Annotated in this window: 21 protein-coding genes; 10 read left to right on the forward strand and 11 right to left on the reverse strand. The window is 60.4% G+C overall.

Features of this window, described 5'->3' with window-relative positions; all coding sequences use genetic code 11:
• Positions 1-63 precede the first annotated feature (63 nt).
• From EOA13_RS17240 to EOA13_RS17255, 4 genes are all read right to left on the reverse strand, one after another.
• Positions 64-231 carry a hypothetical protein gene (locus EOA13_RS17240; protein ID WP_245490407.1) on the reverse strand — a complete coding sequence of 56 codons (168 nt, stop codon included), beginning with the start codon at positions 229-231 and terminating at the stop codon, positions 64-66.
• Positions 232-346: 115 nt separating this feature from the next.
• The gene (locus EOA13_RS17245; protein ID WP_164780123.1) at positions 347-1,171 is read right to left on the reverse strand and encodes an alpha/beta hydrolase; all 825 of its coding nucleotides are present in this window, start codon (positions 1,169-1,171) and stop codon (positions 347-349) included.
• Positions 1,172-1,181: 10 nt separating this feature from the next.
• Positions 1,182-2,663: an NAD-dependent succinate-semialdehyde dehydrogenase gene (locus tag EOA13_RS17250; protein WP_127294335.1), complete on the reverse strand. Its 1,482-nt coding sequence runs from the start codon at positions 2,661-2,663 to the stop codon at positions 1,182-1,184.
• Between the two features lie 15 nt (positions 2,664-2,678).
• Entirely contained in the window at positions 2,679-3,905 is a 1,227-nt protein-coding gene (locus EOA13_RS17255; protein ID WP_127294337.1) for an iron-containing alcohol dehydrogenase, read from the reverse strand.
• A 177-nt stretch (positions 3,906-4,082) separates the two neighbouring features.
• Here EOA13_RS17255 and EOA13_RS17260 point away from each other — a divergent pair, with 177 nt between their 5' ends.
• The 10 genes from EOA13_RS17260 (at position 4,083) to EOA13_RS17315 (ending at position 17,925) form a co-directional block, all read left to right on the forward strand.
• Positions 4,083-4,784, forward strand: coding sequence for a GntR family transcriptional regulator (locus EOA13_RS17260; RefSeq protein WP_127294397.1), 702 nt, complete (start codon positions 4,083-4,085; stop codon positions 4,782-4,784).
• 11 nt (positions 4,785-4,795) lie between these two features.
• Positions 4,796-6,388 (forward strand): sugar ABC transporter ATP-binding protein, encoded by a 1,593-nt coding sequence (locus EOA13_RS17265; RefSeq protein ID WP_127294339.1) that lies wholly within the window; start codon positions 4,796-4,798, stop codon positions 6,386-6,388.
• Complete coding sequence (locus EOA13_RS17270; RefSeq protein WP_245490411.1) at positions 6,385-7,374, forward strand: ABC transporter permease; 990 nt, start codon at positions 6,385-6,387, stop codon at positions 7,372-7,374. Before EOA13_RS17265 ends, EOA13_RS17270 begins: the two co-directional genes overlap by 4 nt.
• A gap of 54 nt (positions 7,375-7,428) precedes the next feature.
• Positions 7,429-8,379 carry a substrate-binding domain-containing protein gene (locus EOA13_RS17275; protein WP_127294343.1) on the forward strand — a complete coding sequence of 317 codons (951 nt, stop codon included), beginning with the start codon at positions 7,429-7,431 and terminating at the stop codon, positions 8,377-8,379.
• Between the two features lie 72 nt (positions 8,380-8,451).
• Complete coding sequence (locus tag EOA13_RS17280; RefSeq protein WP_013533129.1) at positions 8,452-9,045, forward strand: DJ-1/PfpI family protein; 594 nt, start codon at positions 8,452-8,454, stop codon at positions 9,043-9,045.
• 1,283 nt (positions 9,046-10,328) lie between these two features.
• Positions 10,329-13,064, forward strand: a complete 2,736-nt coding sequence (locus EOA13_RS17295; protein WP_245490408.1) for an AMP-binding protein — start codon at positions 10,329-10,331, stop codon at positions 13,062-13,064.
• Positions 13,061-14,044, forward strand: a complete 984-nt coding sequence (gene nadE, locus EOA13_RS17300) for an NAD(+) synthase (RefSeq protein WP_164780127.1) — start codon at positions 13,061-13,063, stop codon at positions 14,042-14,044. The genes EOA13_RS17295 and nadE overlap by 4 nt, the downstream gene beginning before the upstream one ends.
• A 3-nt stretch (positions 14,045-14,047) precedes the next feature.
• Positions 14,048-16,069, forward strand: a complete 2,022-nt coding sequence (gene asnB / locus EOA13_RS17305; RefSeq protein ID WP_127294347.1) for an asparagine synthase (glutamine-hydrolyzing) — start codon at positions 14,048-14,050, stop codon at positions 16,067-16,069.
• On the forward strand, positions 16,066-17,619 hold the full coding sequence (locus EOA13_RS17310; protein ID WP_164780119.1) for an AMP-binding protein: 1,554 nt from the start codon (positions 16,066-16,068) through the stop codon (positions 17,617-17,619). The genes asnB and EOA13_RS17310 overlap by 4 nt, the downstream gene beginning before the upstream one ends.
• A 39-nt stretch (positions 17,620-17,658) precedes the next feature.
• A complete protein-coding gene (locus EOA13_RS17315) occupies positions 17,659-17,925 on the forward strand; it encodes an acyl carrier protein (protein WP_127294349.1) in 267 nt (88 codons plus the stop codon).
• 59 nt (positions 17,926-17,984) lie between these two features.
• Here the strand turns inward: EOA13_RS17315 and EOA13_RS17320 are convergent, their stop codons facing one another.
• From EOA13_RS17320 to EOA13_RS17350, 7 genes are all read right to left on the reverse strand, one after another.
• Positions 17,985-18,677: a class I SAM-dependent methyltransferase gene (locus EOA13_RS17320; RefSeq protein WP_164780129.1), complete on the reverse strand. Its 693-nt coding sequence runs from the start codon at positions 18,675-18,677 to the stop codon at positions 17,985-17,987.
• A 109-nt stretch (positions 18,678-18,786) separates the two neighbouring features.
• The gene (locus tag EOA13_RS17325) at positions 18,787-20,049 is read right to left on the reverse strand and encodes a polysaccharide biosynthesis/export family protein (protein WP_127294353.1); all 1,263 of its coding nucleotides are present in this window, start codon (positions 20,047-20,049) and stop codon (positions 18,787-18,789) included.
• Between the two features lie 16 nt (positions 20,050-20,065).
• On the reverse strand, positions 20,066-21,190 hold the full coding sequence (locus EOA13_RS17330; protein WP_348629759.1) for a hypothetical protein: 1,125 nt from the start codon (positions 21,188-21,190) through the stop codon (positions 20,066-20,068).
• A gap of 101 nt (positions 21,191-21,291) precedes the next feature.
• Entirely contained in the window at positions 21,292-22,296 is a 1,005-nt protein-coding gene (locus EOA13_RS17335; protein ID WP_127294357.1) for an SDR family NAD(P)-dependent oxidoreductase, read from the reverse strand.
• Between the two features lie 87 nt (positions 22,297-22,383).
• A complete protein-coding gene (locus tag EOA13_RS17340; protein ID WP_127267500.1) occupies positions 22,384-23,058 on the reverse strand; it encodes a sugar transferase in 675 nt (224 codons plus the stop codon).
• A complete protein-coding gene (locus EOA13_RS17345; RefSeq protein ID WP_127294359.1) occupies positions 23,055-24,191 on the reverse strand; it encodes a DegT/DnrJ/EryC1/StrS aminotransferase family protein in 1,137 nt (378 codons plus the stop codon). The genes EOA13_RS17340 and EOA13_RS17345 overlap by 4 nt, the downstream gene beginning before the upstream one ends.
• A gap of 39 nt (positions 24,192-24,230) precedes the next feature.
• Positions 24,231-24,953 carry a sugar phosphate nucleotidyltransferase gene (locus EOA13_RS17350; RefSeq protein WP_023808950.1) on the reverse strand — a complete coding sequence of 241 codons (723 nt, stop codon included), beginning with the start codon at positions 24,951-24,953 and terminating at the stop codon, positions 24,231-24,233.
• Positions 24,954-25,382 lie beyond the last annotated feature (429 nt).

Genomic DNA, 25,382 nt, shown 5'->3' on the forward strand with positions numbered 1-25,382 from the left:
ATGACGGCGTTCCCAACGCACCATTCTCGGCGCTCGTGCAAGGTGCCTGTCCGAAGGCGATGTTCAGTTTGCCAGTTCGCGCAAATTGGTGCGGATGAGGTTCATCAGCTGTTCGGAGAAGGAGTGGTGCACATAGCCCCGCGCGGTGATGATGCCGACCGAGCGGTGGGCGTCGCGATGGTCGATCGGCACCACCCGCATGCAGTGTGGAGAAAGAGGATGAGGAATCATCGGTTGTATCCTCTGCCGGATTTCACCTGCCGCAAAGCTCAGCCGATGCCGATAGCGTGCCGCGATCCCCGTGACGGTACTTTCAAGCGGGCTCTACTTTCCCTAGGTTCCGTTCCTATAGGCCGTTTCCTTCGATCATCGCTATCAGGCAATCGCCAGATTGTGTGCCGCTGATGCCCAGGTCACGCACGCTGTTCATGTGGTTTCGGTCATTCAGGCGGAGGTCGCAGACAAGGTGCCCCTGCGCGCGCAAGCGCTTTCTGAAGTCGGCGGCCTGCTGGTGAAAAGGTGACGTTTCCTGATCTCCGACGAGAATGGTCGCTGCCGTCCCCGGGTCATGCCACCGCGTCATTGGGGTGAAGGCAGCTGCCTCCTCGTCCGTGATTCCGATTAGCGGCTGGAGGAAGGACGTCTGAAGGGGCTTGAGATCGTAAAGGCCGCCTAGCAGCAGCGCCGCACGTATGCGTGATGGCAGTGGCGTCTTTTCGAACAGGAATGTGGCCAGGTGCGCGCCCGCCGAATGACCACTTACACTTAGCCGGTCAGGGTCGCCGCCATGGTCGACGATATGGTCCAGCACCCATTGTTTGGCACGCCGGACCTGGCCGACGATTGCCGCCATCCTGAATTCGGGCATCAGCGCATAGTCGACGATGACCGCGATCGCCCCAGCTTTGGTGACTGTGTTCGCTACATAAGAATAGTCGCTCCTGGAGAACATGCGCCAGTAGCCACCATGGATGAAGATGTGCACGGGAAGATCCCTGCGCGCGCCGGGCGGAAAGAACAGGTCCAACCTTTCGGCCTCGCCCTCGCCATAGGCGATATTAGCCGACATCGGCAGGGTCGCCCGGCTTTCGGCGCTGCGAGTCACTATGTCGGCCACGATATCGTCAAAATCGGCCACATGGTCGCGCGTGCGGAAAGGGTCCTTTGACATGACTGCCGGTTCAGAAGGTGACGGCAATATATTTAGCCTCCATGAACTCGGCGATGCCGTGGTGCTGGCCGCCTTCGCGGCCAAGGCCGCTCTGCTTGACACCTCCGAATGGTGCGGCCGGATCCGACATCAGTCCCCGGTTGAGGCCGATCATGCCGGCCTCGATCCCCGACGCCACCCGCATGCCGCGTCCAACATCGCGTGTGTATATATAAGCGGCCAGGCCATATTCCGTGTTGTTAGCATGTGCGATCGCCTCGGCCTCGGTGTCGAAGCGTGTGATGGGTGCCACCGGGCCGAAAATCTCCTCGTGCGCCATCTCCGCATCGGGCGGCACATTGGACAGCACTGTGGGCGGATAGAAGAATCCTTCTTCCTCCGAAATCGCCCCGCCGCAAAGCACCTTGGCTCCCCGGCCCACGGCGTCCTTGACCAGGCGGTCGATCTTGTCGACAGCCTTTCTGGTGATCATCGGCCCGCATTCTGTGTCTGCATTCGGGCCTGCTCCCACCTTAAGTGCCGCCATGCGCTTGCGGAGCCCGTCGGCAAAAGCATCATGGATTCCCGATTGCACATAGAGGCGATTGGCGGCGGTGCAGGCCTCGCCGGCGTTGCGCATCTTGGCAATCATCGCGCCGTCGAGGGCGGCGTCGAGATCGGCATCGTCGAAGACGACAAACGGGGCATTGCCGCCGAGTTCCATCGAACAGGAAATGACATGCTTTGAAGCCTCGCCGAGCAAGGTTCGGCCGACACCCGTCGACCCCGTGAAGGACAGCTTCCTGACGCGTGGATCGGCGAGCATGGCCGAAGTCAGCGGCCCGGGACTGGTCGTGGTCAGCACGTTGACGACACCGGTAGGCACGCCGGCTTCGCTGTAGAGTGCTGCCAGCGCATAGGCCGTCAGCGGTGTTTCACTTGCCGGCTTCAGGACGACAGTGCAGCCTGCCGCCAGCGCCGGCGCGATCTTGCGGGTCGCCATAGCGGCCGGAAAATTCCATGGTGTGATCAGCACGCAAATTCCGATCGGCTCATAATCGACCACGATGCGATTGCTGCCGGAGGGCGCGGTGCCGAACTCGCCGGTGATGCGGACCGCTTCCTCAGCATTCCAACGGAAGAACTCGGCTGCATAGGCTACCTCGCCGCGCGCGTCGCGCAGCGCCTTGCCGTTCTCCAGCGAGATCAGCATGGCAAGCGTTTCGGAGCGTTCGACCATGAGCTCAAAACAGCGCCGAAGGATTTCCGAGCGTTTGCGCGGCGCCGTCTCCCGCCATCCTTTGGCCGCCTTGGCCGCGGCTTCGACGGCGGCGGTCGCGTCCTCGACTGTCGCATCGGGAACCGCCGCGATCACCGCCCCGGAGGAGGGATCGACGACATCGATGAGCCGACCGTCGGAGGACGGTCGCCAAGCACCGTCGATGTAGAGTCCGTGCGAGAAACCGCGCACGTCATAGCCGTCCTGGTCGAGTTGCTGAGCGTTCAAATTCATCGCTTTGTTCCGTTTTCACATAACGCAGGCGGCGAGGTCGCCGTCATGGGCAGCCTGAACGAGGCGTCGCATCGTGCCGAGATCGAAAGCACGCGGATTGTTCTTGATCAGGCGGTCGATGCCGAGCGCTTGCTCGGCGGTCCAGTCAAGCTTGTCGGCAGGGAGGCCTAGATCCGCCAGTGTTGGCGTAATGCCGATCGCCGCGAACAATCGCCTGATCTCCTCGATCGTGGCGGCTGCCATCTGGGCGGTGGTTCTCGCCTTCGTCTCCAAGCCAAGTGCCGCGCCGATCTCTGCCATCTCGTCAGCGGCGACGCGGCTGTTATAGGTCATTACGTAAGGCATCATTGTCGCCACGCCCAAACCATGGGCGGTGTGGGTGAGGGCGCCTGCCGGATATTGCACGGCATGCGCCGCCGCCGTTCCGGCGGTGCCGAATGCGCAGCCCGCTGCCAGAGCGCCCATCATGACATCGGCACGCGCGTCGGCATCGGTGCCGTCGCTGCAGGCTTTCTCCAGACTCCGGCCAAGCAGTTTTATCGCGAGCAACGCGAAATGGTCGGTCAGGGCAGTCTTGCCGATGAAGACATGCTGTTGCGGCAGATTGGGGTCTTCACCGCGCCGCATGGCGGTGAAGGCCTCGATCGCATGGGTCAAAGCGTCAGCGCCGGCGATCGCGGTCAGGCCAGGGGGGCAGGTCATTGTCAGTTCGGGGTCGCACAGGGCGACTGCGGCGATAAGGTGAGGGCTCGATATGCCCACCTTGAGCGTCCGGTCCGGGTCGGAAATCACCGCGACCGGCGTCACCTCGGAGCCGGTGCCGGCCGTGGTGGGTACGGCGATCAGCGGCAGCGTCGGACCCGGCACCTTGAACTCCCCGTAATAGTCCTGGAGCTTGCCGCCATGGCTGAGAAGCAGCGTGGCGCATTTGGCGAAATCGAGACAGCTGCCGCCGCCGATGCCGATCACCATGTCCGGCCTGAACCCCTTCGCTTCCTCGACACAGATGCCGACCGTGTCGCGTGGCACGTCGGGCAGAACGCGGTCATGCACAAGGACTTCGATCGAGGCTGATTGAAGGGACTTGATGATGTCGACGAATACCGTTGTGCCCGCGAAACGCTCATCGGTGCAGACCAGCGCGCGTCGGCCGAACCGGGCGGCGACCGTCGGCAGCACATGGCGCTGCCCTTTCCCGAACAGGATTTCACGCGGCAACCGCAGGGCGGCGAAGAGGGTCATGATCGGTCCTTTGACGGCGGCTGACTGGAAACGGAGGCATTGAACTGGGCTTGGGATCGGACGGTCTAAGAACGTGTCTCTTGCCCCTAAAACATATCCGCTTTAAAATCGTATAGGATATAGGATTGCATGGACGGAACCATCGTGTTAGCAGTCCTCACTGTCAAGAGGCAAAATATGCAGACCGCAAACTTACCCGACCCAAGCGACGCCACTATTGGAGCTGGTCGCATCCAGCGCGCCAACAGTCTCGTCGAAGATGTCTATGAAGCCATCTTCGCGCAGTTGATGGCGCTGAAAATCCCGCCAGGCTCACGTATTACAGTCGATAGCCTGGTCAAGGAATTCAACGTCTCGCACACGCCGATCCGCGAAGCCCTTGGCCGGCTCGAAGGCGAAGGCCTCGTCCTCAAGACGCATTTGATCGGTTATCGTGCTGCACCCCAGATCACCCGGCGCCGTTTCGACGAATTGTACGAAATGCGTCTGCTGCTCGAACCGCATGGCGCCGCAAAGGCCGCCGTAATGATGGACGAGGCCAAGTTCAATGTGTTGCTCGAAGCCGCCGGCGTGATGTCACGCCGCGAAGGCAAGGATGATCGCGTACGCTATTCGAACTTCGCCAGGCAGGATGCGATCTTCCACGACAAGATCTTGGAGTTTTCTCAAAACGAACTCATCCGAGAGACGTTGAGCCACCAGCACACGCACTTCCACATCTTCCGCCTGATGTTTCATGCACGTGTGACCGAGGAGGCACTTGACGAACATGAGGCGATTCTTGCCGCGTTCGGCTCTGCCGATCCCGATGCCGCCGCAAAGGCGATGCGCATCCATATAGAGCACTCGCGCGATCGCCTGCTCCCGGCATTCGATTGAGGTCGGAACGGATGTCCATTGCCGCCAATATCGCCGGGGAGGGCGGGAGCACGTTGTCCAGCAATGCGCATGGTTCGCTCGAACCGGTGCTGCGCGCCCAGCAATTGTCCAAGCAATACGGCCCGGTGACGGTGTTGTCGGACGTCACTTTGGACATCCTGCCCGGTGAGGTCCACGCCATCATTGGCGAGAACGGTGCCGGCAAGTCGACGTTGATGCGGCTGCTGTCCGGCTATGTCGAGCCAAGCCATGGCACATTGTCGATGAACGGACACGCGGTGAAATTTGCCAAGCCCAGCCAGGCACAGGATGCCGGTATCGCCTTGGTCCATCAGGAGATCCTGCTCGCAGAGGGGCTCACGGTCACCGACAATCTGTTTCTCGGGCGAGAGCTTTCGCGTGGCCTCGTCGTGGATGACCGCACCATGCGCCGGCTGGCGGCCGACAAACTGGCGCAGATCGGCTGCGCGGTCTCGCCAAGGGCACTGGTGCGAGACGTCTCGCTGGCAGACCGGCAGATGGTGCAGATCGCTCGTGCTCTGCTTGACGACTATAAATTGGTTATCTTCGACGAGCCGACCGCCGTTCTGACCGGTGGCGAGGTCGAGCGCCTTCTGGAGATCGTCCTGCGACTGAAGGCTCACGGCACCGCCGTGCTGTATATCAGCCACCGGTTGGACGAGGTGCAACGGGTCGCCGACAAAGTGACCGTTCTGCGCGACGGCAAGATGGTCGGCACCTATCCCGGCAAGACGCTGAGCCAGATGGATATGGCGCGGTTGATGGTCGGTCGCGAACTGGCCGCACTCTATCCTGAAAGGACCGCAGCGCCTTCGGATGTACCGATGCTGAGCGTGAGGAACGCCTCCGTTCCCGGCTATGCGGAGGACGTGTCGTTCACGGTCCACAAAGGCGAGATCCTCGGGTTCGCCGGCATGGTCGGCGCAGGTCGAACCGAACTCTTCGAGGGCATTATCGGCCTGCGCCCGGCGGCCGCCAAGGTCGAACTTGAGGGCAAGTCGATCCATTTCCAATCGCCGCGCGCGGCGATCGACGCCGGCGTCGGTTACCTGACCGAGGATCGCAAGGGCAAGGGACTGCTGCTACAGGAGCGCCTGGCGCCTAACCTGACGCTGTCGGCGCTCGGTGTGTTCCATCGGGGCCTCTCGATGGGTCGGCGCCGCGAAGCGGAGGCCTTGGAACAGGCCGTGGAGGCATATGACATCAGGCTGAAGAGCCTCGGCGCCAAAGCGGGCCAGCTTTCCGGGGGCAATCAGCAGAAGCTGCTGCTGGCGAAGGTGCTGCTGACCGATCCTTCGGTGGTCATTATCGACGAGCCCACGCGTGGCATCGACATCGCCAACAAGGCGCAGATCTATGCCTTCATCCAGGAGCTTGTGGCCAAGGGCAAGGCCTGCATCGTCATCTCTTCGGAGATGCAGGAACTGATCGGCATCTGCGACCGCATCCTGGTGATGCGCGAAGGCCGCATCACCGGCGAGGTCAGCGGCGCCGAAATGACCGAAAGCAACGTGGCGGTACTGGCGACCAGTGGCCCCAAGCCAGGGCCAAAAGCCAAGGGAGGCACAGAATGGCTGTCATGACCGAATCCGCACCCAGGCGTCGCCCCCTGGATCTCAATGTCAGTTGGACCGACATCGGGCCCTTCCTTGCGCTGGCGGCCCTCCTGGTCGTGGGTTACCTCATCAACCCCGATTTCCTGTCCGCCACCAATCTCGCCAACGTCATCACCCGCAGCGCCTTCATCGCCATTATCGCGGTCGGCGCGACATTTGTGATCTCGTCCGGCGGGCTCGATCTTTCCGTCGGCTCGATGGCCGCCTTCATCACCGGCATCACCATCATGTTCATGAACACGGTGGCGCCGCATGCCGGTATCTGGGCTATTCCCGCTGGCATGGCGGTGGCGATCCTGGTCGGCCTGCTGTGCGGGCTTGCCAACGGCCTCATCGTCACGGTCGGCAGGATCGAACCGTTTATCGCCACGCTGGGCACGATGGGGATTTTCCGGGCGCTGATAACCTATCTGACCGACGGCGGCACGATACCGATCGACCGGTCGCTGCGCGAGGCCTACCGGCCTGTCTATTTCGGCACGGTTGCCGGCATCCCGGTTCCTATCCTCATATCCGTCGCCGTCGCCGCGGTCGCATCCTTCATCCTGTACAAGATGAAATACGGCCGCAAATGCGCGGCGGTCGGCGCCAATGAGGATGTCGCCCGTTATTCCGGCATCTCGGTGATCAGGACACGGACCGTGGCCTATATCGTCCAGGGTGCCTGCGTGGCCCTTGCCGCGATCTGCTACGTGCCGCGCCTGGGCGCTGCAACGCCGACGACCGGACAGCTTTGGGAACTGCAGGTCATCACAGCCGTGGTGATCGGCGGCACCGCGCTGCGCGGCGGCAAGGGCCATGTGTGGGGAACAGTCGCCGGCGCCGTCATCCTGGAGCTCATCGCCAACCTCATGGTGCTGTCGGACTTCGTCTCCGAATACCTCGTTGCCGCTGTTCAGGGCGTCATCATCATCATCGCCATGCTCATTCAGCGGTTTTCGAATTCGAAATAGCGCCGCGTCCGGACCACGCGGATTAACGTTCTTGTAGGTCCAAGGGAGAAGACAATGTTCAGTAGAAAATGGATTGCGGCGGCGGCACTTGGCGCGCTGCTGCTGGCCGGTCAGGCCATGGCGCAAGACAAGAAGGTCATCGCGGTGTCGATACCGGCAGCCGACCACGGTTGGACGGCGGGCATCGTCTATCACGCACAGGCGGCGGCCAAGGAAATCAACGCCGCGTTCCCGAACGTCGAAGTGGTCGTGAAGACGTCGCCGTCCGCGGCGGAGCAGGTCAGCGCGCTTGAGGACCTGTCGGCCAGCCGCAAGTTGGACGCTTTGGTGATCCTGCCTTACAGCTCGGAAGAGCTGACTCAGCCGGTCAAGGCTATCAAGGACATGGGCACGTTCATCACCGTCGTCGATCGCGGTCTGACTGACGCCTCCGTCCAGGATCTTTACCTCGCCGGCGACAATATCGCGGTTGGCACCAACACAGCCAAGTTCATGATCGACAAGCTTGGCGGCAAGGGCGACGTCGTTGTGCTGCGCGGCATTCCGACCGTCATCGACGACGAGCGCATCAAGGGTTTTCAGGACACGATCAAGGGCACTGATCTGAAAGTCCTCGACATCCAGTACGCGCATTGGAACAGCGACGAGGCCTTCAAGCTGATGCAGGACTATCTGGCCAAGTACCCGCATATCGATGCAGTGTGGGCCAATGACGACGACATGCTGCTTGGCGTGCTCGAGGCGGTCAAGCAGTCGGGCCGGACCGATATCAAGCTGGCGCTCGGTGGCAACGGCATGAAGGACATCGTCAAGAAAGTGATCGACGGCGACGCCATGACGCCGGTCGAGACGCCATATCCGCCGTCGATGATCAAGACCGCGATCTACATGACCGTCGCCAACCTGATCGGCCAGGCACCCGTCCGTGGCACCGTCAAGCTCGACGCGCCGTTGATCACCCAAGCCAACGCCAAGGAATACTATTTCCCCGACTCGCCATTCTAACCCTATCCGATTTCACCGAAAGGCAGGGCGCGGTCTGCGCTCTGCCTAGCTCAAACACTGAGAGGAAGAGCCATGCCAGGCAAAAAGATACTGATGCTGACCGGTGAGTTCACCGAAGAATACGAAATCTTTGTCTATCAGCAAGCCATGGAAGCCGTCGGTCACACCATCCACGTGGTGTGCCCAGACAAGAACGCCGGAGATCTGATCAAGACCTCGCTGCACGACTTCGAGGGCGACCAGACCTACACCGAAAAGCTCGGCCACTATGCGCTGATCAACAAGACTTTCTCGGAAGCCGAGAGGCAGCTCGATCAATATCATGCCGTCTACTGCGCGGGCGGCCGCGGCCCGGAATACATCCGCACCGACAAGCGCGTGCAGGCGATCGTGCGCCATTTCCACGAGGCCAAGAAGCCGATCTTTACCATCTGCCACGGTGTGCAGATCCTGATCGCTGTCGACGGCGTGGTGCGTGGCAAGAAGGTCGCAGCACTCGGCGCCTGCGAGCCTGAGGTGACACTGGCGGGTGGCACCTATATCGACCTGTCGCCGACCGAGGCCTATGTGGACGGGACAATGGTTTCTGCCAAAGGCTGGACGGCGCTTGCTGCGTTCATCCGCGAATGTTTGAAGGTGCTGGGAACGGAAATCCGCCACGCATAAGCTTCTGGAACCGACGCATTTCGCCAAGGGATGCGTCGGTTGCTTTCAACAGCGCCTCCATATCCATCAATTCGGTCGGGATCGCGGCTCCCGAGCACAACGATATAGGCGAGATGCTCAAGGATTGCAGCCTGGTTGCGCTGCTTTCGTCCTGCCTGTGCTTGCGCGCGGCGTTGTTTCAGCGTCCGGATTAGGGTCATGTCGTCGACCGTGCGGCCCGTCGTCGCCCCGAGCGATCACGCTCGGTGCCGAGGTCCGGTAAACAAGTGTTCTCATAAAACCTTCTGACAACGTTCGATCGGCGCTCAGGCGCACGCCACCAGAAATCGGGTGCGCTTGAGTTCAGTCCTGCGCCAGTGAATCTGGCATCGCGGATAACCCCAAATGGATTCCCGGCGTCCGGGGTTGGTCATCGGCCTGACGAAAAGAACGGCGTCCAGGAACGATTTCGGCCGGCTGTCGTTGCCTAACATTAGGTATCCCTTATGGATGTTGCGAAATGCCGCTGTGTCAGAATCTATGCCCTCTTGAAATGACGTTCAAATGTCCGCGCTGCGGATTGGCTTTGCTGAAACCCGGGCGCTGGTTCCAGGTTGCATCCAAATATCGCTGCGAGGGGTGTCACAGCGAAATCCGGATTACTTATCCCGACAAGATTGCACTGTTCCAGAAGTATGCGGCGCAGCGCGAGGGTCTTACCTCCGCCAAAGCATAGCTCAGTCCTGACCAAGTCATTCAGCGGCTAGGCCATGGTCCTGCCAGGGGCAGTCTGAACGCTGACTGCCGGCGGTAGTGTTGCCTGTTGCATGGAACGAAATCCGTTCCCTGCGGTTGGGAGTTCATGCCTCCAGCTACACGCAATTGAGCCGGCCATGCCCTGCAGTCAGGAGCAGTGATGCAAACATACCTGGTAGAGCAAATGGAAGGGGACGACGTAGTTGCGGCGAGTAATGTCAATGCGTCCAGCCCGTTCACGGCGGCGACTATATCAACAGGACGCCAGGTAACCCTGCGGACATGGGAAAACAACTGGGTTCGTGTCACGGATGAGCTTGGAGGAGAAGTATTCGTATATTGCTTCGTTTCAGGCGCCGGCGAAGCGGACAGCAGCGCACAGCCCGACATCTCGGTAAGGTAGTCCCACAGCCCGGGCGGGCGCAGGCTGGCATGCTCAACTTCGAACGATTCAAGCGATCAAGACCGCCTGGCGCATCATCCGAATGATTGATGAAAAGATCATGCCGCGGGGCGATAAGCGGCAACAATCCTAGCGTGGGGCCCTTATGTCTCTGGCGCATTTAGAATCTTCGAGGGTGATTCGAACGGTGCAGACTGACTACCAAGCGGTGGTCTCTTGTCGATGGTCAAAAGTTCCCGATCATGCTCTTGACGAGGGCGGGCCCGTTCTACGTCTGCATCAACGGATGGGAACTGGCTTCGTCGACATTCCAGTCTTTGATCACCTGAGGGAAGTCGCCGGGCATTATTCCGAAAAATTAGCCGCCAGCGACGGCACCAACCGACTGACCTATTCCGAGCTTTTTCGGGCGGTCGAGGCCTTGGCCAGCCGGATTGAAGCCGTCGTTCCCGACGGAAATGCGGTTGGAATACTTCAGGCCAACTCGGTCTGGTACACCGTTGCAATGCTGGCCAGCATGGCATCCGGTCGACCGTCAGTACCGCTTAACGTGCGAGATCCGGACTCGCGCATCAACGAAATCGTCGCCGACGCGAGGCTCTCCGCCATAATTGGCGATAAAGGCATCCACGGCCTTGATCTGCCCCAGCACGTTGCCCGGATCGAGATAGCGCAATCGTTGCAGGCAACGCTTCGTCCAGTTGGACACCGTACCGTTTCTGTCGATGCACCGGCAATCGTGCTTTATACCTCCGGCAGCACGGGCCGCCCCAAGGGGATTGTCAACAGCCAGCGGAGCTTGCTTTGCCGAGTGCAGCAATATGTCGACGCGTGCCACATCAATGCGCAGGATGTTTTCCTGCCCCTGACCGGCCCGGCAACCATCGCCGGTTGCCGGGAAATCCTTGCTGCTCTTCTGACGGGTGCCACGTTGCAGCTTGTGGAGGTCGAAGCCGTCGGCCTGCGCGCGGTTCGCGGCCGCATGCAATCGGAAGGCGTAACGATCACGTATCTAGTGCCGGCATTGCTTCGCGCTCTCCTGGCGGATGAGCCCGCAGACGCCTTTGGTTCACTCAGGGTTGCCCGAATTGGAGGCGAGAAGGTGTCCTCGGCCGACATCCGCCTGGTGCGCAAGGCTGTCCCGCCAACTTGCCTGGTGCAGATCGGCTATTCATCGACGGAAACGACTGGATCGCAGTGGTTCTTGCCGCACGATTGGCCGGAATTCGATTCCTCAGCTCCCGTCGGTTGGCTGCTTCCGGGAATCAGCTTCGCAATTGTCGATGAAGAGGGTTACCCGGTTCAGCCCGGCAAGATCGGAGAACTGTTGATCAGAAGCCCGTATGTCGCACTCGGATATTGGGAAAACGGGGCAGTTGTTCCGTTTGAAATAGATCCCGCCGACCAGACGCTTCGTATCTTTGCAACGGGCGATCTTGTGCAAATTGGGAGTGATGGCCTGTTGCGGATCATCGGTCGCAAAGGGCGCCAGATAAAGGTCAATGGGCGGCGCGTTGAGCCGGCCGAACTCGAACGGGTTCTGCGTGGCGCGCCGTCGGTGAAGGATGCCGTCGTTATCGTCACCCCGGCGAATGAACTGGTTGCGTTCGCCGTCCCGCACGGCGGGACGGGAGCCAGTTTTTGCGACGAGTTGCGCCAACTTGCCAGGACAAAATTGCCGCCGGCGCTTTGCCCGCTGCGGCTCCATGCAAGCGCCGAGATACCGCGACTGGCCAGCGGAAAGATCGACATGGCAATGCTGGCTGCAATCGACCTTTCGGTGCGGGAAACAACGCCCCTACCGCAAATCGCCCATGCGGGAAATGAAGTTCCTGCTCATCAGATCGTACGGCGTGCCTGGACCAAGGTCCTTAAAACGCGGGTCGCCCTGGGGTGCTGGGATGAAGCGGGGGGAGATTCGCTGAAGCTGCTGCATTGCGTGATGGAAATCGAAAGCGCGATCGGGCAAGAGCTCGGATTGGAAGCCTTCACGGTTGGAATGAGCTTCGATGAGATGGTTGCAGCGGTCATTTCCGCTCAAGGAGGCGGAGAGCACGCGCCCGCCTGGAAACACGAGCCTCCGCTGCTTTTCCTTTTCCCCGGGTCGGTCGGCTATGGTCCGAGCCTTGCGTCGTTCGCATCAGCAATAAGCAAGGTCGCCAGGGTGTCTCCCATCAGATATCCGGCCCTGGGCATGATCCTGCAAGGTCAGAACACTGTCGCCGCAATGGTCGAAGCTGCAATTGATCATATTAACCGCGTGCAGCCGACCGGCTGTGTTCGCCTGCTTGGCCACTCGCTCGGAGGAGCGGTCGCTTTTGAGGTTGCCGCGCGTCTGCTTGATCAAGGGCGAGCGGTAGCGTTCACGGGCATTCTGGATACCAGCTTGGTTGGCGAGCGCAGCAAGCGTTGGGAGACCATTACCCGGACAATTCACCGGATCCGAACCAATCGTATATCGGCTAGTCGGGTGGCGTGCCGCGCGCTTGCCAAGGTCGCGGTCAAAATGCACTGCGAATCCCGGCTTGCCGGCTTCCTCGACCGCTATGCCGAGGGTCAGTTCAATCCGACGAGCTTCAGAACCAAACTGGAACTGCAGGAAGTTCTGCGCGCGCGCGCCTTCTTCCAATGGCTGACAGAACCTAGGCCGATACTGCCGATCACCGGCACCTTGTTCCGTTGCGCGCGGCCCGGAATGCCCCTTGCACTCGGGTGGGATCGGGCATTCGTCCATCTGGACGTCATTCCGATCGCCGGCACCCACATCGACATGGTCGTGGAGCCTCATCTGACCGTCAATCGCCCACTCATCGAAAACGCTGTGACCGAGACCTACTCTTCAATCGAGTCACGCAAACAGGAGGCAGTGTCATCGACCTGATAAGCGAATTCAGCAGCGATGTGCTGGCGCTCGATGCCCGGCTGGAGATCGATCGCATCGTCGAGACTTTGCGCGAACAGGTTCTCGGCACACAACGGCGTCGCGGAGTGGTCGTCGGGCTCTCCGGAGGCATCGACAGTTCGGTCGTCGCAACGGTGTGCGCACGGGCGTTCGGAAAGGACAAGGTACTGGGCCTGTTCATGCCGGAGCGCGATTCGTCAGGCGACTCGTTGAGGCTTGGCCGCAGCGTCGCTGGGCAGCTTGGCATCGACACCATCCTTGAAGATATCGAGCCGGCGCTCGAAGGCATTGGCGCCTACGCCCGACAGATCGAGGCCATCCGAACTGCCGTCCCTGGATATGGCGAAGGCTGGAAATGCAAGCTGGTCATGGCATCGGTGCTGGAGAGCAGCGGCCTCAATATCACGCGCCTTACGGTCGAGGATCCGCACGGAAAAATCGACACCGTGCGTCTGTCGCCGGCGGCTTACCTGCAGATCGTCGCTGCAACCAACTACAAGCAGCGGGTTCGCAAGATGACTGAATACTATCACGCGGACCGCCTCAACTATGCAGTGGCAGGCACGCCAAACCGGCTCGAATACGACCAGGGCTTCTTCGTCAAGCAGGGCGACGGCGTCGCCGATGTGATGCCTATCGTCCATCTCTACAAGACCCAGGTTTACCAGCTGGCGGAATATCTCGGGATTGACACGGAGGTCCGAACAAGGCCGCCGACCACGGACACGTTTTCCATGGCGCAAACCCAGGAGGAGTTCTACTTCGCCTTGCCCTATCAGTTGATGGATTTGTGCCTCTACGGCATGAATCACGGAATTTCGGCCGGCGCGGTCGCCGCCGCCGCCGGCCTCACGACCGAGCAGGTCGAGAAGGTCTATAAGGATATCGTCAGCAAACGCCGCGCCGCACGCTACCTTCACGCACGGCCGCAGCTGTCCGCTGCGATGGACAGGGATTGACCCATGTGCGGCATCGCCGGAATTGTGGCGCTGAACGCGGCTGCGGAGCCTCCGTCACGAGCCGCGCTTCTGAGAATGGCGGCCGCGCTCTCCCATCGAGGTCCGGACGAAAGCGGCCTTTACCGCGACAAGCGAGCGGGGCTGGCGCATACCCGCCTGTCGGTCATCGATCTCTCGACCGGACAGCAGCCTCTCGCCGACACAGGCGATACCACCTGGATCGTGTTCAACGGCGAGATCTTCAACTACGTCGAGTTGCGTGAACAACTCATGGCCCTGGGACATCGTTTCCGCACCCGCAGCGATACGGAGGTCGTCGTGCATGCCTACCGCGCCTGGGGCGTGGCCGCGTTCGAGCGGCTGAACGGGCAGTGGGCACTCGCCATCTGGGACTCGCTGACGGGCCGCCTCGTCCTGTCGCGCGACCGGTTCGGCATCTGCCCGCTGCATTTGTGCGAACACGCTGGCCGCCTGCATTTCGCCAGCGAAGTGAAGGCCATTTTCGCAGCCGACCCCGCAATACCGCGGGCCTTCGATCCGGTGGGGGTCGACCAGACTTTCACGCTCTGGACGGTCGTACCGCCGCAAGGCGTATTTCAGGGAGTAAAGGAACTTACCCCCGGCCATGTCCGCATGTACGACAATGGCAGCGTTCGCGAGCACGCTTTCTGGAAACCTTGCTATCCCGAACTCGCGGACCCGGCCCACGGCACCTTCACGGGCTCACTGGACGATGCGGTGGACCAAGTGCGCAGCGCCTTGCAGGCCGCGACGGCGCTTAGAATGGTGAAGGCGGATGTGCCGGTCGGCTGCTACCTTTCCGGCGGGCTCGACAGCTCACTTGTCGCCATGCTCGGGAGGCGCTTCGCCGGCGCGCCGTTCCAGACCTTCTCGTTGCGTTTTGCTGACGCCGAATATGATGAAACCCGTTACCAGCGGCTGGTTGCCGGTGCGAGTGGCGGCGAACACCACGAGGTGATGGTTTCGCGCGGTGACATCGCCGACATCTTCCCAGATGTGATCCGTCACGCCGAGCGTCCGATGCTCAGGACCGCGCCGGCGCCGTTGTTCCTTCTCTCAAGGCTGGTGCGCGAACATGGCATCAAGGTCGTGCTGACCGGCGAGGGGGCCGACGAGATGTTCGCCGGCTACGACCTGTTCCGTGAAGGCAAGGTCCGCCGCTTCTGGGGGCGGCAGCCCGCATCCGCCCGCCGCGCGCGACTGCTGGAACGCCTCTACCCTTATCTGAGCCGCTCGCCGGTCAAGCAGCAGGCGATGGCGCGCCAGTTCTTTGGACATGGTATCCATGCATTTGGCGCGCCCGGCTTCGCGCATGATACCCGCTGGCGCACCACCAGCGCCATCAAACGGCTGTTCTCGGCCGACATGCACGCCGAAACGGCGCGTCACGACGTGGTGGCGGACCTGCTCTGCCGCCTGCCCGAAGAGTTTCAACGATGGGGTCCTCTCGCGCAGGACCAGTATCTTGAGATCAGGACGCTGATGTCGGGCTACCTGCTCTCCTCGCAAGGAGACAGGATGCTGATGGCCCACTCCGTCGAGGGGCGCTTCCCGTTCCTGGACGATAAGCTCGTAGCCTTGGCGAATTCGCTTCCGGCCGACTACAAGCTGCGCATTCTGGATGAGAAACACGTGCTGAAGCGTGTGGCGAAATCGATCGTGCCCGCGGAAGTCGTGGCCCGCAAGAAGCAACCCTACCGGGCGCCCAACGCACTTTGCTTTATGGGCGATGGCGCACCCGCCTATGTCCGCGAAGCACTCTCTGAGACTGCCCTGCGCGCGGCGAATGTCTTTGATCCGAACTCGGTCGCGCGCCTGCTGGGCAAATGCGCTGCCAAGACCGGCGATGGGGATCTGTCCAACTCGGACAACATGGCGTTGGTCGGCGTGCTGTCGACGCAACTCCTCCATCAGCAGTTTGTCGCAAGCCGCCCTTCGAGCGGGCGTGCGGTCGACCTCAGGATAGATGTCGATCACCTGCGCAGGGAAGAGGTGCTGGTATGATGCATGGCGCCGTCCCTCTGCTGCACGACTACCTCAGCCATTCGGCCGGCCGGCTCGGCGACAAGGTGGCGCTGGTGTGCGGCGGGCACCGGCTCGCCTATGATGAGCTTGAGACACGTTCCAACGCGGTCGCCCATCATCTCGTCACGTCCGGGGTCGCCCCCGGTGACCGCGTCATGATCTTCGCCGACAACACCGTCGAGACCGTGGTCAGCTTCTGGGCGGTTCTCAAGGCGAGCGCCGTTGTGTGCGTCGTCAATCCGCTCACCAAGAGCGACAAGCTGGGGTATTTGCTCAACGATTGCCTGCCGGCGGCATTGATCACCGACAAACATTTGCAGCCGATCTTTACCGAGCCGGCGCGTAACTGTCCGTCGCTGCGGCGGCTCATCGTCTCCGGTCAGGTGGACGACGCCGAGCTCCGGGGATTGCCGCATGCCGTGCGCTGGGATGAGGCGGCTGCCGGCCACGGCAAAGCGCCGGCTCGCCGCCGCATCGATATCGATCTCGCAGCCATCATCTACACGTCGGGCTCGACCGGCGAACCCAAAGGCGTGATGCTGACACACAGGAACATGATGGCAGCCTGCACGTCTATCGCCTCGTACCTCGAGCTTGGCGAAGACGACGTGATCCTCAATGTCTTGCCCCTGGCCTTCGATTACGGCCTCTATCAGATGATAATGGCATTCCGTACCGGGGCGCGGTTGGTCCTCGAGCGCTCGTTTGCCTTCCCCGCACAGATACTTGCGATCATCGAAAGGGAGAGAGTTACAGGCTTTCCCGGCGTGCCGACCATCTTTGCCGCGCTGTCGGATCTCAAGACGCTGAAGGCAGATGATTTTGCAAGCATAAGGTATGTCACGAACACGGCCGCGGCCCTGCCGCTCAAGCACATTCGCCTGCTCCAGGAGCTGTTTGCTGACGCCCGCATCTATTCGATGTACGGCCTGACCGAATGCAAACGCTGCACCTATCTTCCCCCGGACGATCTTGCCCGAAAACCGTTGAGCGTGGGGATCGCCATCCCGAACACCGAAATGTGGATTGTCGATGAGGATGACCGAAAGGTCGGTCCCAATGTCGTCGGCCAGTTGGTCATCCGCGGGGCAACGGTCATGAAGGGCTACTGGGGTAAGCCGGAGGCTACCGCGAGGAAGCTCAAGCCTGGCCCTTTGCCCGGCGAGCAGGTTCTGTACACCGGCGACTACTGCCGAATGGACGAGGAAGGCTACCTCTATTTTGTCGGTCGCAGCGATGAGATCATAAAATCGCGGGGAGAAAAGGTGGCGCCTAGGGAAGTCGAAAACGTGCTGATGGAAATCCCGGGAGTACGGGAAGCCGCGGTCGTTGGAGTTCCCGACGACCTGCTGGGGCAAGCAGTAAAAGCGTTTGTCGTCATGGAGCAAGGAACGATCATGGGCGAAAAGCAGCTGCGGATGGAATGTCAGAAGCGGTTGGAGAACTTCATGATTCCGAAGTCCATCCAAATTGTGTCCAGTCTACCGATGACGGACACGGGCAAGCTCAAGAAAATAGCGCTGTCATAAAGCGATACCTGGAAATCATTTGGATCGGAGGCCAATTCAATGCTGAGCACGAACAACAGAATTGACACCTACAGCGATCAGATACGCGCCTTTCTGGCGTCAAACTTCTACGTGGCCGACCCGCGTGCGCTGGAAATTGAAACGTCGTTGCTCGACCAGGGCATCATAGACTCGACTGGAGTGCTTGAAGTTATCGGCTTCGTCGAGGAGACATTCGGCATCACTGTCGAGGACAGTGAACTTCTGCCTGAGAATTTCGATTCCATCCAGGGAATTGCACGTTACGTGGTGAGCAAGGAAAACTGATTGCCGGGCTACGGTTTAAGGGCGTCGTCCCAACCGAGCGCGCAAACCCATGGCGCGGCTCACGCTGGCGCCTTGGCCCGTGCACAAACCACCCTGGCTTCACCGGCTTTGTTCGCAATCGCGCGAATGCTCTCATAGGCTTTGGAACGCTCAACCAAACTCATGACCTGCCGGTCCTGGCCAAGCCCGACCTCGAAAAGCAGCATGCCACCTTGCCGCAGAAAGCGCTGCGCCTCCTTGATCACCCGCATATGAATGCTCAGGCCGTAGGGCCCGGCAGCGAAGGCCTCACGCGGTTCAAGTTCCATCAGATGCGCGCGGTCGTTTTCGAGCCGCTTCTCGGAGATGTAAGGCGGGTTGCAGACGACCAGATCGATCGTGCCTTCGAGCTCCAGACCCGAGAAGGAATTGAACAGGTCGCCCTGCAGCACCGAAATGCGTCCGGCCAGGCCAAGATGGGCGACGTTCCGGCAGGTGGTTTCGACACAGCTGTCAGTGAGATCGCTCGCCCAGACGCGCGCGGTGGGGACCTTGTATCCAATGGCGCAGGCGAGATTGCCTGCCCCGCAGCACATGTCCACGACACGCGGTACCGGTCGATTAAGTTCACGAAGCACATTGAGGGCGGTGCTACCGAGCAGTTCCGTCTCCGGGCGAGGGACGAGCACGCCGGGCGCGACAACCAACTTCAGTCCCATGAAGTCGGTGCGGCCGGTGCTGTAGGCGCTGGCGACATTTATTTCACCAATCACGACAAACCTGCTTTCTTGATTTTCCCATGTTGATTTCTCAGGCGCCCGGTCCCATGCCGTGAGGCGAGCCATCAACCACGTGGTTCCGGCTCGCTTCATGTCCGCGCAACTACTGGATCGCCGCGCTCTGCAGTTCGCTGCTGAACCTCACCTCGATGGTGTCTCCAGGCGCGACCTCAGTGTCCTGGTCGACCGGTCGACTTCTCGACGCGTCGCCGGCCCCGCCGGTTATTGTGATCCGCGCCTGGAAGGTTTCGCCGGCGACCGGCAGTGGAAGAGCGGACGCCCCTGATGGCTGAAGCTTCTGGCTGGCTGCGTGGAGTCTTGCAGTGGTCTCGGCGAGGCGAAGGTCGGTGTCCCTCAACTCGTTCAGAAGGCCGATCCTTCGTTGATTTTCATTGCGTTCCTGCTGCCTGACGAAGTCTTCCTGCTGGCGCCGCGTTCTCATGAGTTCAACCGAGGTCTCGAGCGCCCGGCTCGACGACATCAGCACGGCACGTCTGACGTCGGCGAGCCTGCTGTTGGTCAGGTTGCCCGATTCGAACGATTTGGTGACCCGCGCCAGATCGTCCTCATCCTGTTTCACCGCGGCCGCTTCCGTCTGCTCGCGCTTGAGCAGAACCTCGACCTCAGCCTCGGCATCCTTGGCGGTCTTGTCGAGATAGCTTTGCTCCTGTTGAAAATTGTTCAGCGAAATTCTGAGGCCCTCCGCTTCCGCCTGCGCGACCGCCGATATCAATGCATTCGACAGGGGCGAACCTTGCGGCGGCTGCATGTCAAATTCTGCCTGGTTCTGAAGTTCGGCGCGGATACGGGCGCCATGGAAGTAGTCCCTGATGTAATCCCCCCAGATCGACTCGTAGTCGCGTCGCAGATCAACGGGATCAGGTCCGCTTTGGCTTGCCCGCGACCGCAGAAGGCTGAAACCGCCGGCGACCGCAATCGCCTGCCGGACTGTCATGAGTGGCCGGTAAGCCTGCTGCCCTGGCGTCAGCACATCGCCAGTGACGTAGATCGGCCGGTACTCCGCGATCACGGCCGTGACGTCGCTCGGCTTGATGACGATCATTTGCTCCCGTCCATCAGGCAGACGCTGGTGGACGATCTTGGTTGGCAGCACCGCTTCCATGCGTGTCTGCAATTCGGCCGGCGTCAACCCGCCAACCGGGATCATCCCGAACTCGGGCAGCGCGATCGAGCCATCCATCTGGACGATCGCGCGTTGCGTTCGTTCCGCTATGGAGGCAATTCCTATCTCCACCGTGTCGCCGGGGGAAAGCTTGTAGGCCACCGGCGCTTCAGCCGCGGCTGCGATATCCAGGGCCAGGCAGCCGGCAAGCGCTGCAAAGAAAATTCGGCTAACGAAGGCCATTGATGGCAATCTCCCTTTAATTCAAGCTCGGCTGCTGCGGCCAATCGAGACGGGCGACGAATTCGTAGACCGGCCCACCAGGCACCCCCCAATTGCTCGACCAGATCACTTGCGACCCATCAGGGGACGGTGAGGCATGTGTCTCGCTCCAATAGTCAAATGGAGCGTTTCGCGTCTGCACGATGCGTCGTACCTCCTGACGGCCGTCAACACGCAGCGCGATCACTTCGCGCGTGTATGGCGCCCAGTTTGGATGGCTCCGAACCTCATCGGGATTGCCCCCGTAACTTATAAATGCCCATTCGGGCCTGTCCAAAGCACGCAGCGACGTATGCTCGGCCTCACCGTACTTCGTGAGCGACGTGACCTTTCCATCGGACAACCGACGCTTGATCACCTGATATTCGTCCGGAGCGGATTTGCTGGTTCCGACGTAAATCTCGCTGCCATCCGCATCGAGAGTCAAATCGCCATGGCCGGGCCGATGATGGTCCTTCCACCTCTGGCGCAGGGTGCCGTCGACTGCAAAAATGGCTCGCTGCTCGGTGCCGTCGACCAGGTTTTGGAAACACAGGATGTTCTCTCCAAGCGGAGAAATGGTGCAGGAACTGGTCGTTCCGGCAACCTGGGCGAGATCGATGTCCGGGTATTTCAGACGCCGGTCGATGTCGTATGCGAAGACGACGGCAGCTCCGTCATCGCGGGTCGCGCGTACGGCAATGCGGTTGCCGTCACGACTAGGATTTCCCTTGGACGGGCCGAATTCGAGATCCCGATATTTCGTTGCGGCATACACTATGTCCTCACGATTGGTGCGGGGAGCCCAGGTCGAGATCTTTTGACCGTCGACACAGATCATCATCTCCGCCTTTCGAGGGCGCCATTCGCACTCACCCGACTTGTTGCGATGAAACAAAGGGAGGTAGGTTTTCCCGTCGAGGAAACACATGCCGTTGCAGCCGTTCATGAGGACGAGGAGGCTCTGATCTGCATTCCAGGCTTGCGCGATCGAGTAACGATGACTGCAATATATCTTGCCGCAGACAATTCCGCTGCCAAGAGCTCCGGGCCGGGTAATCCGAGTGAAGCTGATCCCCGTCGCCGGATCAGTGACAGGTTTCAGGTAAGCGGGCAGATCCATTGACGGCTCCGTGCCTGCCGCACCGCTCGGCCGGTTTCCGGCTGTGTGCAGTGCCAGCAGAGCGGCCATCAACAGCATGGCTGGTATGAGCCGCGGAAAGGTCATGTCATATAGCCCATTTCGCGCCGGACGCGGCCTTCGCTGAGGCGCGAGCGCCACCACTCGATGGTCCTTTCCAGACCATCACGCAGGCTCGTACGTGCCCGCCATCCGACTTTACTTTCAAGGTTCGAGGAATCGGCGAGCAACGCGCGAACCTCGGAGTTCTGCGGCCGCATCCGGCTTTCATCGCGGCGGACCGGTTTCCTGGTGCCACTCAACTCGAGCACCAACTCCAAAACGTCCGAGACACTGGCGGCGCGCTGGCTGCCGGCATTGTAAGCATGGCCAAATTCAAGCTCGGCCGCCCCTGCCGCCACAAATGCCGCCGCAGTGTCTTCCACAAAGGTAAGGTCGCGGATAGGGCTGGTATCGCCGACCATGATCGCCGGACAGTTCTCGTCCAGAGCCTGCCTTATGATGGTCGGCACGATGGCCCGCTCACTCTGGCGCGGCCCGTATGTATTGAAGGGTCGCAGGATGACCACCGGCACATCGAAGGACCTGGCATAGGACGCCGCCATCATGTCCGCCCCGATCTTGGATGCAGAGTAGGGGGACTGTCCCTGCAACGGGTGGGATTCGTGGATCGGCATGGTCAGAGCGGTGCCATAAACCTCACTCGTGGACGTATGCACAATGCGCTCGGTTTCCCAGTGGCGTGCCGCTTCGAGGACATTCACGGTGCCCAGAACATTGGTTTCCACATAGGATTGGGCAGCCGCATAGGAATAGGGAATCGCAATCAGCGCAGCCAGATGAAACACCACCGCCTGGCCGCGCACGATCCGGTTGATGAAGGCGCTGTCACGAACGTCCCCACGAATGCACTGCAACTGGCTTCGAACGTGGTCGGGCAAATCATCCAGCCAGCCATGGCTGTCGAACGAGTTGTAGAGGGCCAGTGCCGTGACATCGGCACCTTCGCGCACCAGCCCTTCCGTGAGGTGGGATCCGATAAATCCATCCGCACCCGTGACCAGGACCTTCCTGCCGTGATAGTTCACGACCGTGCACTCCTTCGATCATGTGAGCCGTCAAACTGGCGAACGAACAACAATCCATTCATGCCAAACTCTCCTCACTTGCCAACTCTACCCACTTGCCGCGGGAGGCAGGGACACGCCGAAAACCGCCCTGAAGCCCCGCATTATCCAGACGAGGTCCGATGCAATCGTGCGCCGCGGATAGTAGGCGAGGTCGATCGTTGCCTTGGCCGGGAACAGGACCTCTCGATAAAACAGGAGCGGATCAAGGGAGGGCGGGTAAAAACAGGCTTCGTGACGGAAGAGAACCTGGGTTGGGCCGAGCAGGCCAGGCTTCCACTGTAGGACAGCTTCATTGCCGCCGCGGAAACAATCGGCGAAGGCAAGGCTTTCCGGCCGCGGCCCGACAATTGCCATGTCCCCCGTGAAAACGTTCCACAGTTGGGGCAGCTCATCAAGTTTCGTTGCCGCGAGAAAACGGCCTACCCGCGTCATGCGGCTGTCATCGTTCATGGTCAGCGCAAGGCCGAAAGGATCGGCTGTTGTCTTGAATTTGCGGAACTTGTACATGCGAAACGGTTTTGCGCCGGCACCCAGGCGCGTCTGTACGAAAAACACCGGCCAACCACCTTCGACAAAGAGTGCAACGGCAATCAGGAGCATCAGTGGAGCGAGTACCATTCCCGCTGCTGCAGCGAGGATGATGTCCATCGCGCGTCTGGCAATTCCGTGGCTGGTTCCAGCTACGGCGGGCCGATGCATCGTCACGTCGAGTGCGTTCATGCCGCGGCTCCCGCACGCCCGCTGCTTTCAATCGCGGTGGCTAGTGCAACAACCACCGACTCGATCGCACTTGCCGTAATTTGCGGGTGTAGTGGAATCGTCAATTCCCGCTGCGCGAAGTCCTCGGTCTTCGGCAGATGGATTTCAGTGAACATTTGGCGATAAAGCGTCATCTGGTGCACGGGCGTATAGTGGATTGTGGTCTGTATCCCCTTCGTTCGCAGATGGTCGATCACCGTTTGCCGGTCGACGTCATGCGGCAGGAGGACAGGCATGATGTGGTAGGCCGAGGTCCGCGGTTTGCCGAACGGGACTGTTACGGCTGAGCAATAGTCTGCGATCAGACGTCGATAGAGGACGACCAATATGCGCCGGATTTCATTCCATTCCTGCAGGTTCTGAAGCTGGACCAAGCCAATAGCGGCGCGCAATTCATCCATGCGATAATTGAAACCGAGCATCGTCACATCGTATTGCGGCGTGCGGCTGTTCAGCCGCTGATGGGTGCCACTGGTCATCCCATGTCCGCGAGCCTGGCGGATCGCTTCACGGAGCTGTGCATCCCGGGCGATAACGGCCCCACCTTCCGCGGTGGTCATGTTCTTGTTGCCGTAGAAGCTAAAGGCCGCGGCCGCACCGTAACTCCCCACCTCCTTAAGGCCGGGAGCATGCGCGGCATCTTCGACGATATGCAGTCCTCGCACACGGGCAAATCTCTGCCATTCTTCCCGGTCGGCGAGGTAGCCGGCAAAGTGGACGAGAATGACAGCCTTGGTGCGTCCAGTGCACTTGGCTTCCGCGTCGCTTAGAGACATCAGTGGCACTTCGGCCGACTCTATGTCGACGAATACCGGTGTTGCTCCTACGTAGAGCACTGCATTCGCGGTCGCCACGAAGGTCAGCGAGGGAACCAGCACTTCGTCTCCAGGCCCAATCCCAAGTGCATGGAGAATGAGATGCAGGGCGGCGGTGCAAGAGCTGACGGCAACGCAATCGACCGCATCATGAACGGCCGCGAAGGCCTCTTCAAAGGCTCGTACCTGGTCCCCCATCGTCAGCCACCCACTGTCGACAACTTTGGCCAGGGCCGCCTTTTCCGGAAAGCCAAGAATAGGAGCGCTGACCAAGAGCATTACGACCTCCTCATGTTGGCGCGGTCGAGCGTTCAGCCCTCAAGCGGCCGCTGCCGAGACCTCGATCGATGCGGACTGCTCTTCCCAGGCAATGGTTTGTGCGTTTTGGAAATCTTCAACGCGTCCGATATCCAGCCAAAGCCCGTCATGTTTGTAGACGTGCACATTCGTGCCGTTTTGCATCATCTGCAGCATGAGGTCGTCGAATCCGAAGGCGATGCCGTCAGGTATAAAGCGGAAAACATCTGGATTCATGCAATATATTCCCATACTTACGAGATGAGATAGAGTCGGCTTTTCACGAAATACTTTCACAGTATTGTCGATCTCGTCGATTACGCCGAAGTCCATCTTGATGACGCGGGAAGCAGTGGCTATGGTGACTGGATCGGTGTGAGTGCGGTGTGACGCCACAAACCGGCTGAGACTGAGATCGGTAAGTACGTCCCCATTGAGAACAATGAACGGTTCGTCCAGTTCCTCCCTGATCAGGGAGAGCGGGCCGATAGTGCCGAGAGGTTCCAGCTCCTGGGTATAGCGTATCCTTAGATTCCACTGTGATCCGTCTCCGCATACGGTGCGGATCAAATGCCCCAGATAGCCGGTCGTGACGTAGACTTCCTGAATGCCGTTCCGTCGCAGCCACTTCAAAAGCAATTCAAGAACCGGTCGAGCACCGATCGGCATGAGAGGCTTGGGCAAAATGGATGTGAACGGCCGAAGGCGTGTTCCCATTCCACCGCACTGAATGACCGCTTTCATCTCGTCCTCCTATTGATACGACTGTCGCGGTGTGATGGGTCCAGCCCCACCGGCCGGAAGGTACGCCAGTGTTGGTTTCGCCTCTCCGGAGTGCAGCGATGGTAAGTGGCGCCCGAGAAGGCGTCGTCGTGCATTTGAATGGCACTTTCCCGGCGTTTTGATTTCAATATTCCAGCTGGCAGGGCATGGGCGCGGCAGGGCGATCAATCAGAGCCGGGAGCTGTAGCCGCTCGATTGGCAACCACTGTGCGCATGTCCGCGCCGGTAACGACCTTCTCGGAAGGGCATCGCTACCGTTCGTACGAAAAAAACACTTTGCTATCTGGCCTGAAATGTGTGCGATTGTAAGCTACATTAGCAGGTTGAAATGTGCAGATGGGCGGCGCGAGCGTCGACATACGGGGGATCAGCGGGCGGCTGATCTATGTT

It is taken from the genome of Mesorhizobium sp. M7A.F.Ca.US.011.01.1.1 (assembly GCF_003998295.1).
Classification (GTDB): domain Bacteria; phylum Pseudomonadota; class Alphaproteobacteria; order Rhizobiales; family Rhizobiaceae; genus Mesorhizobium.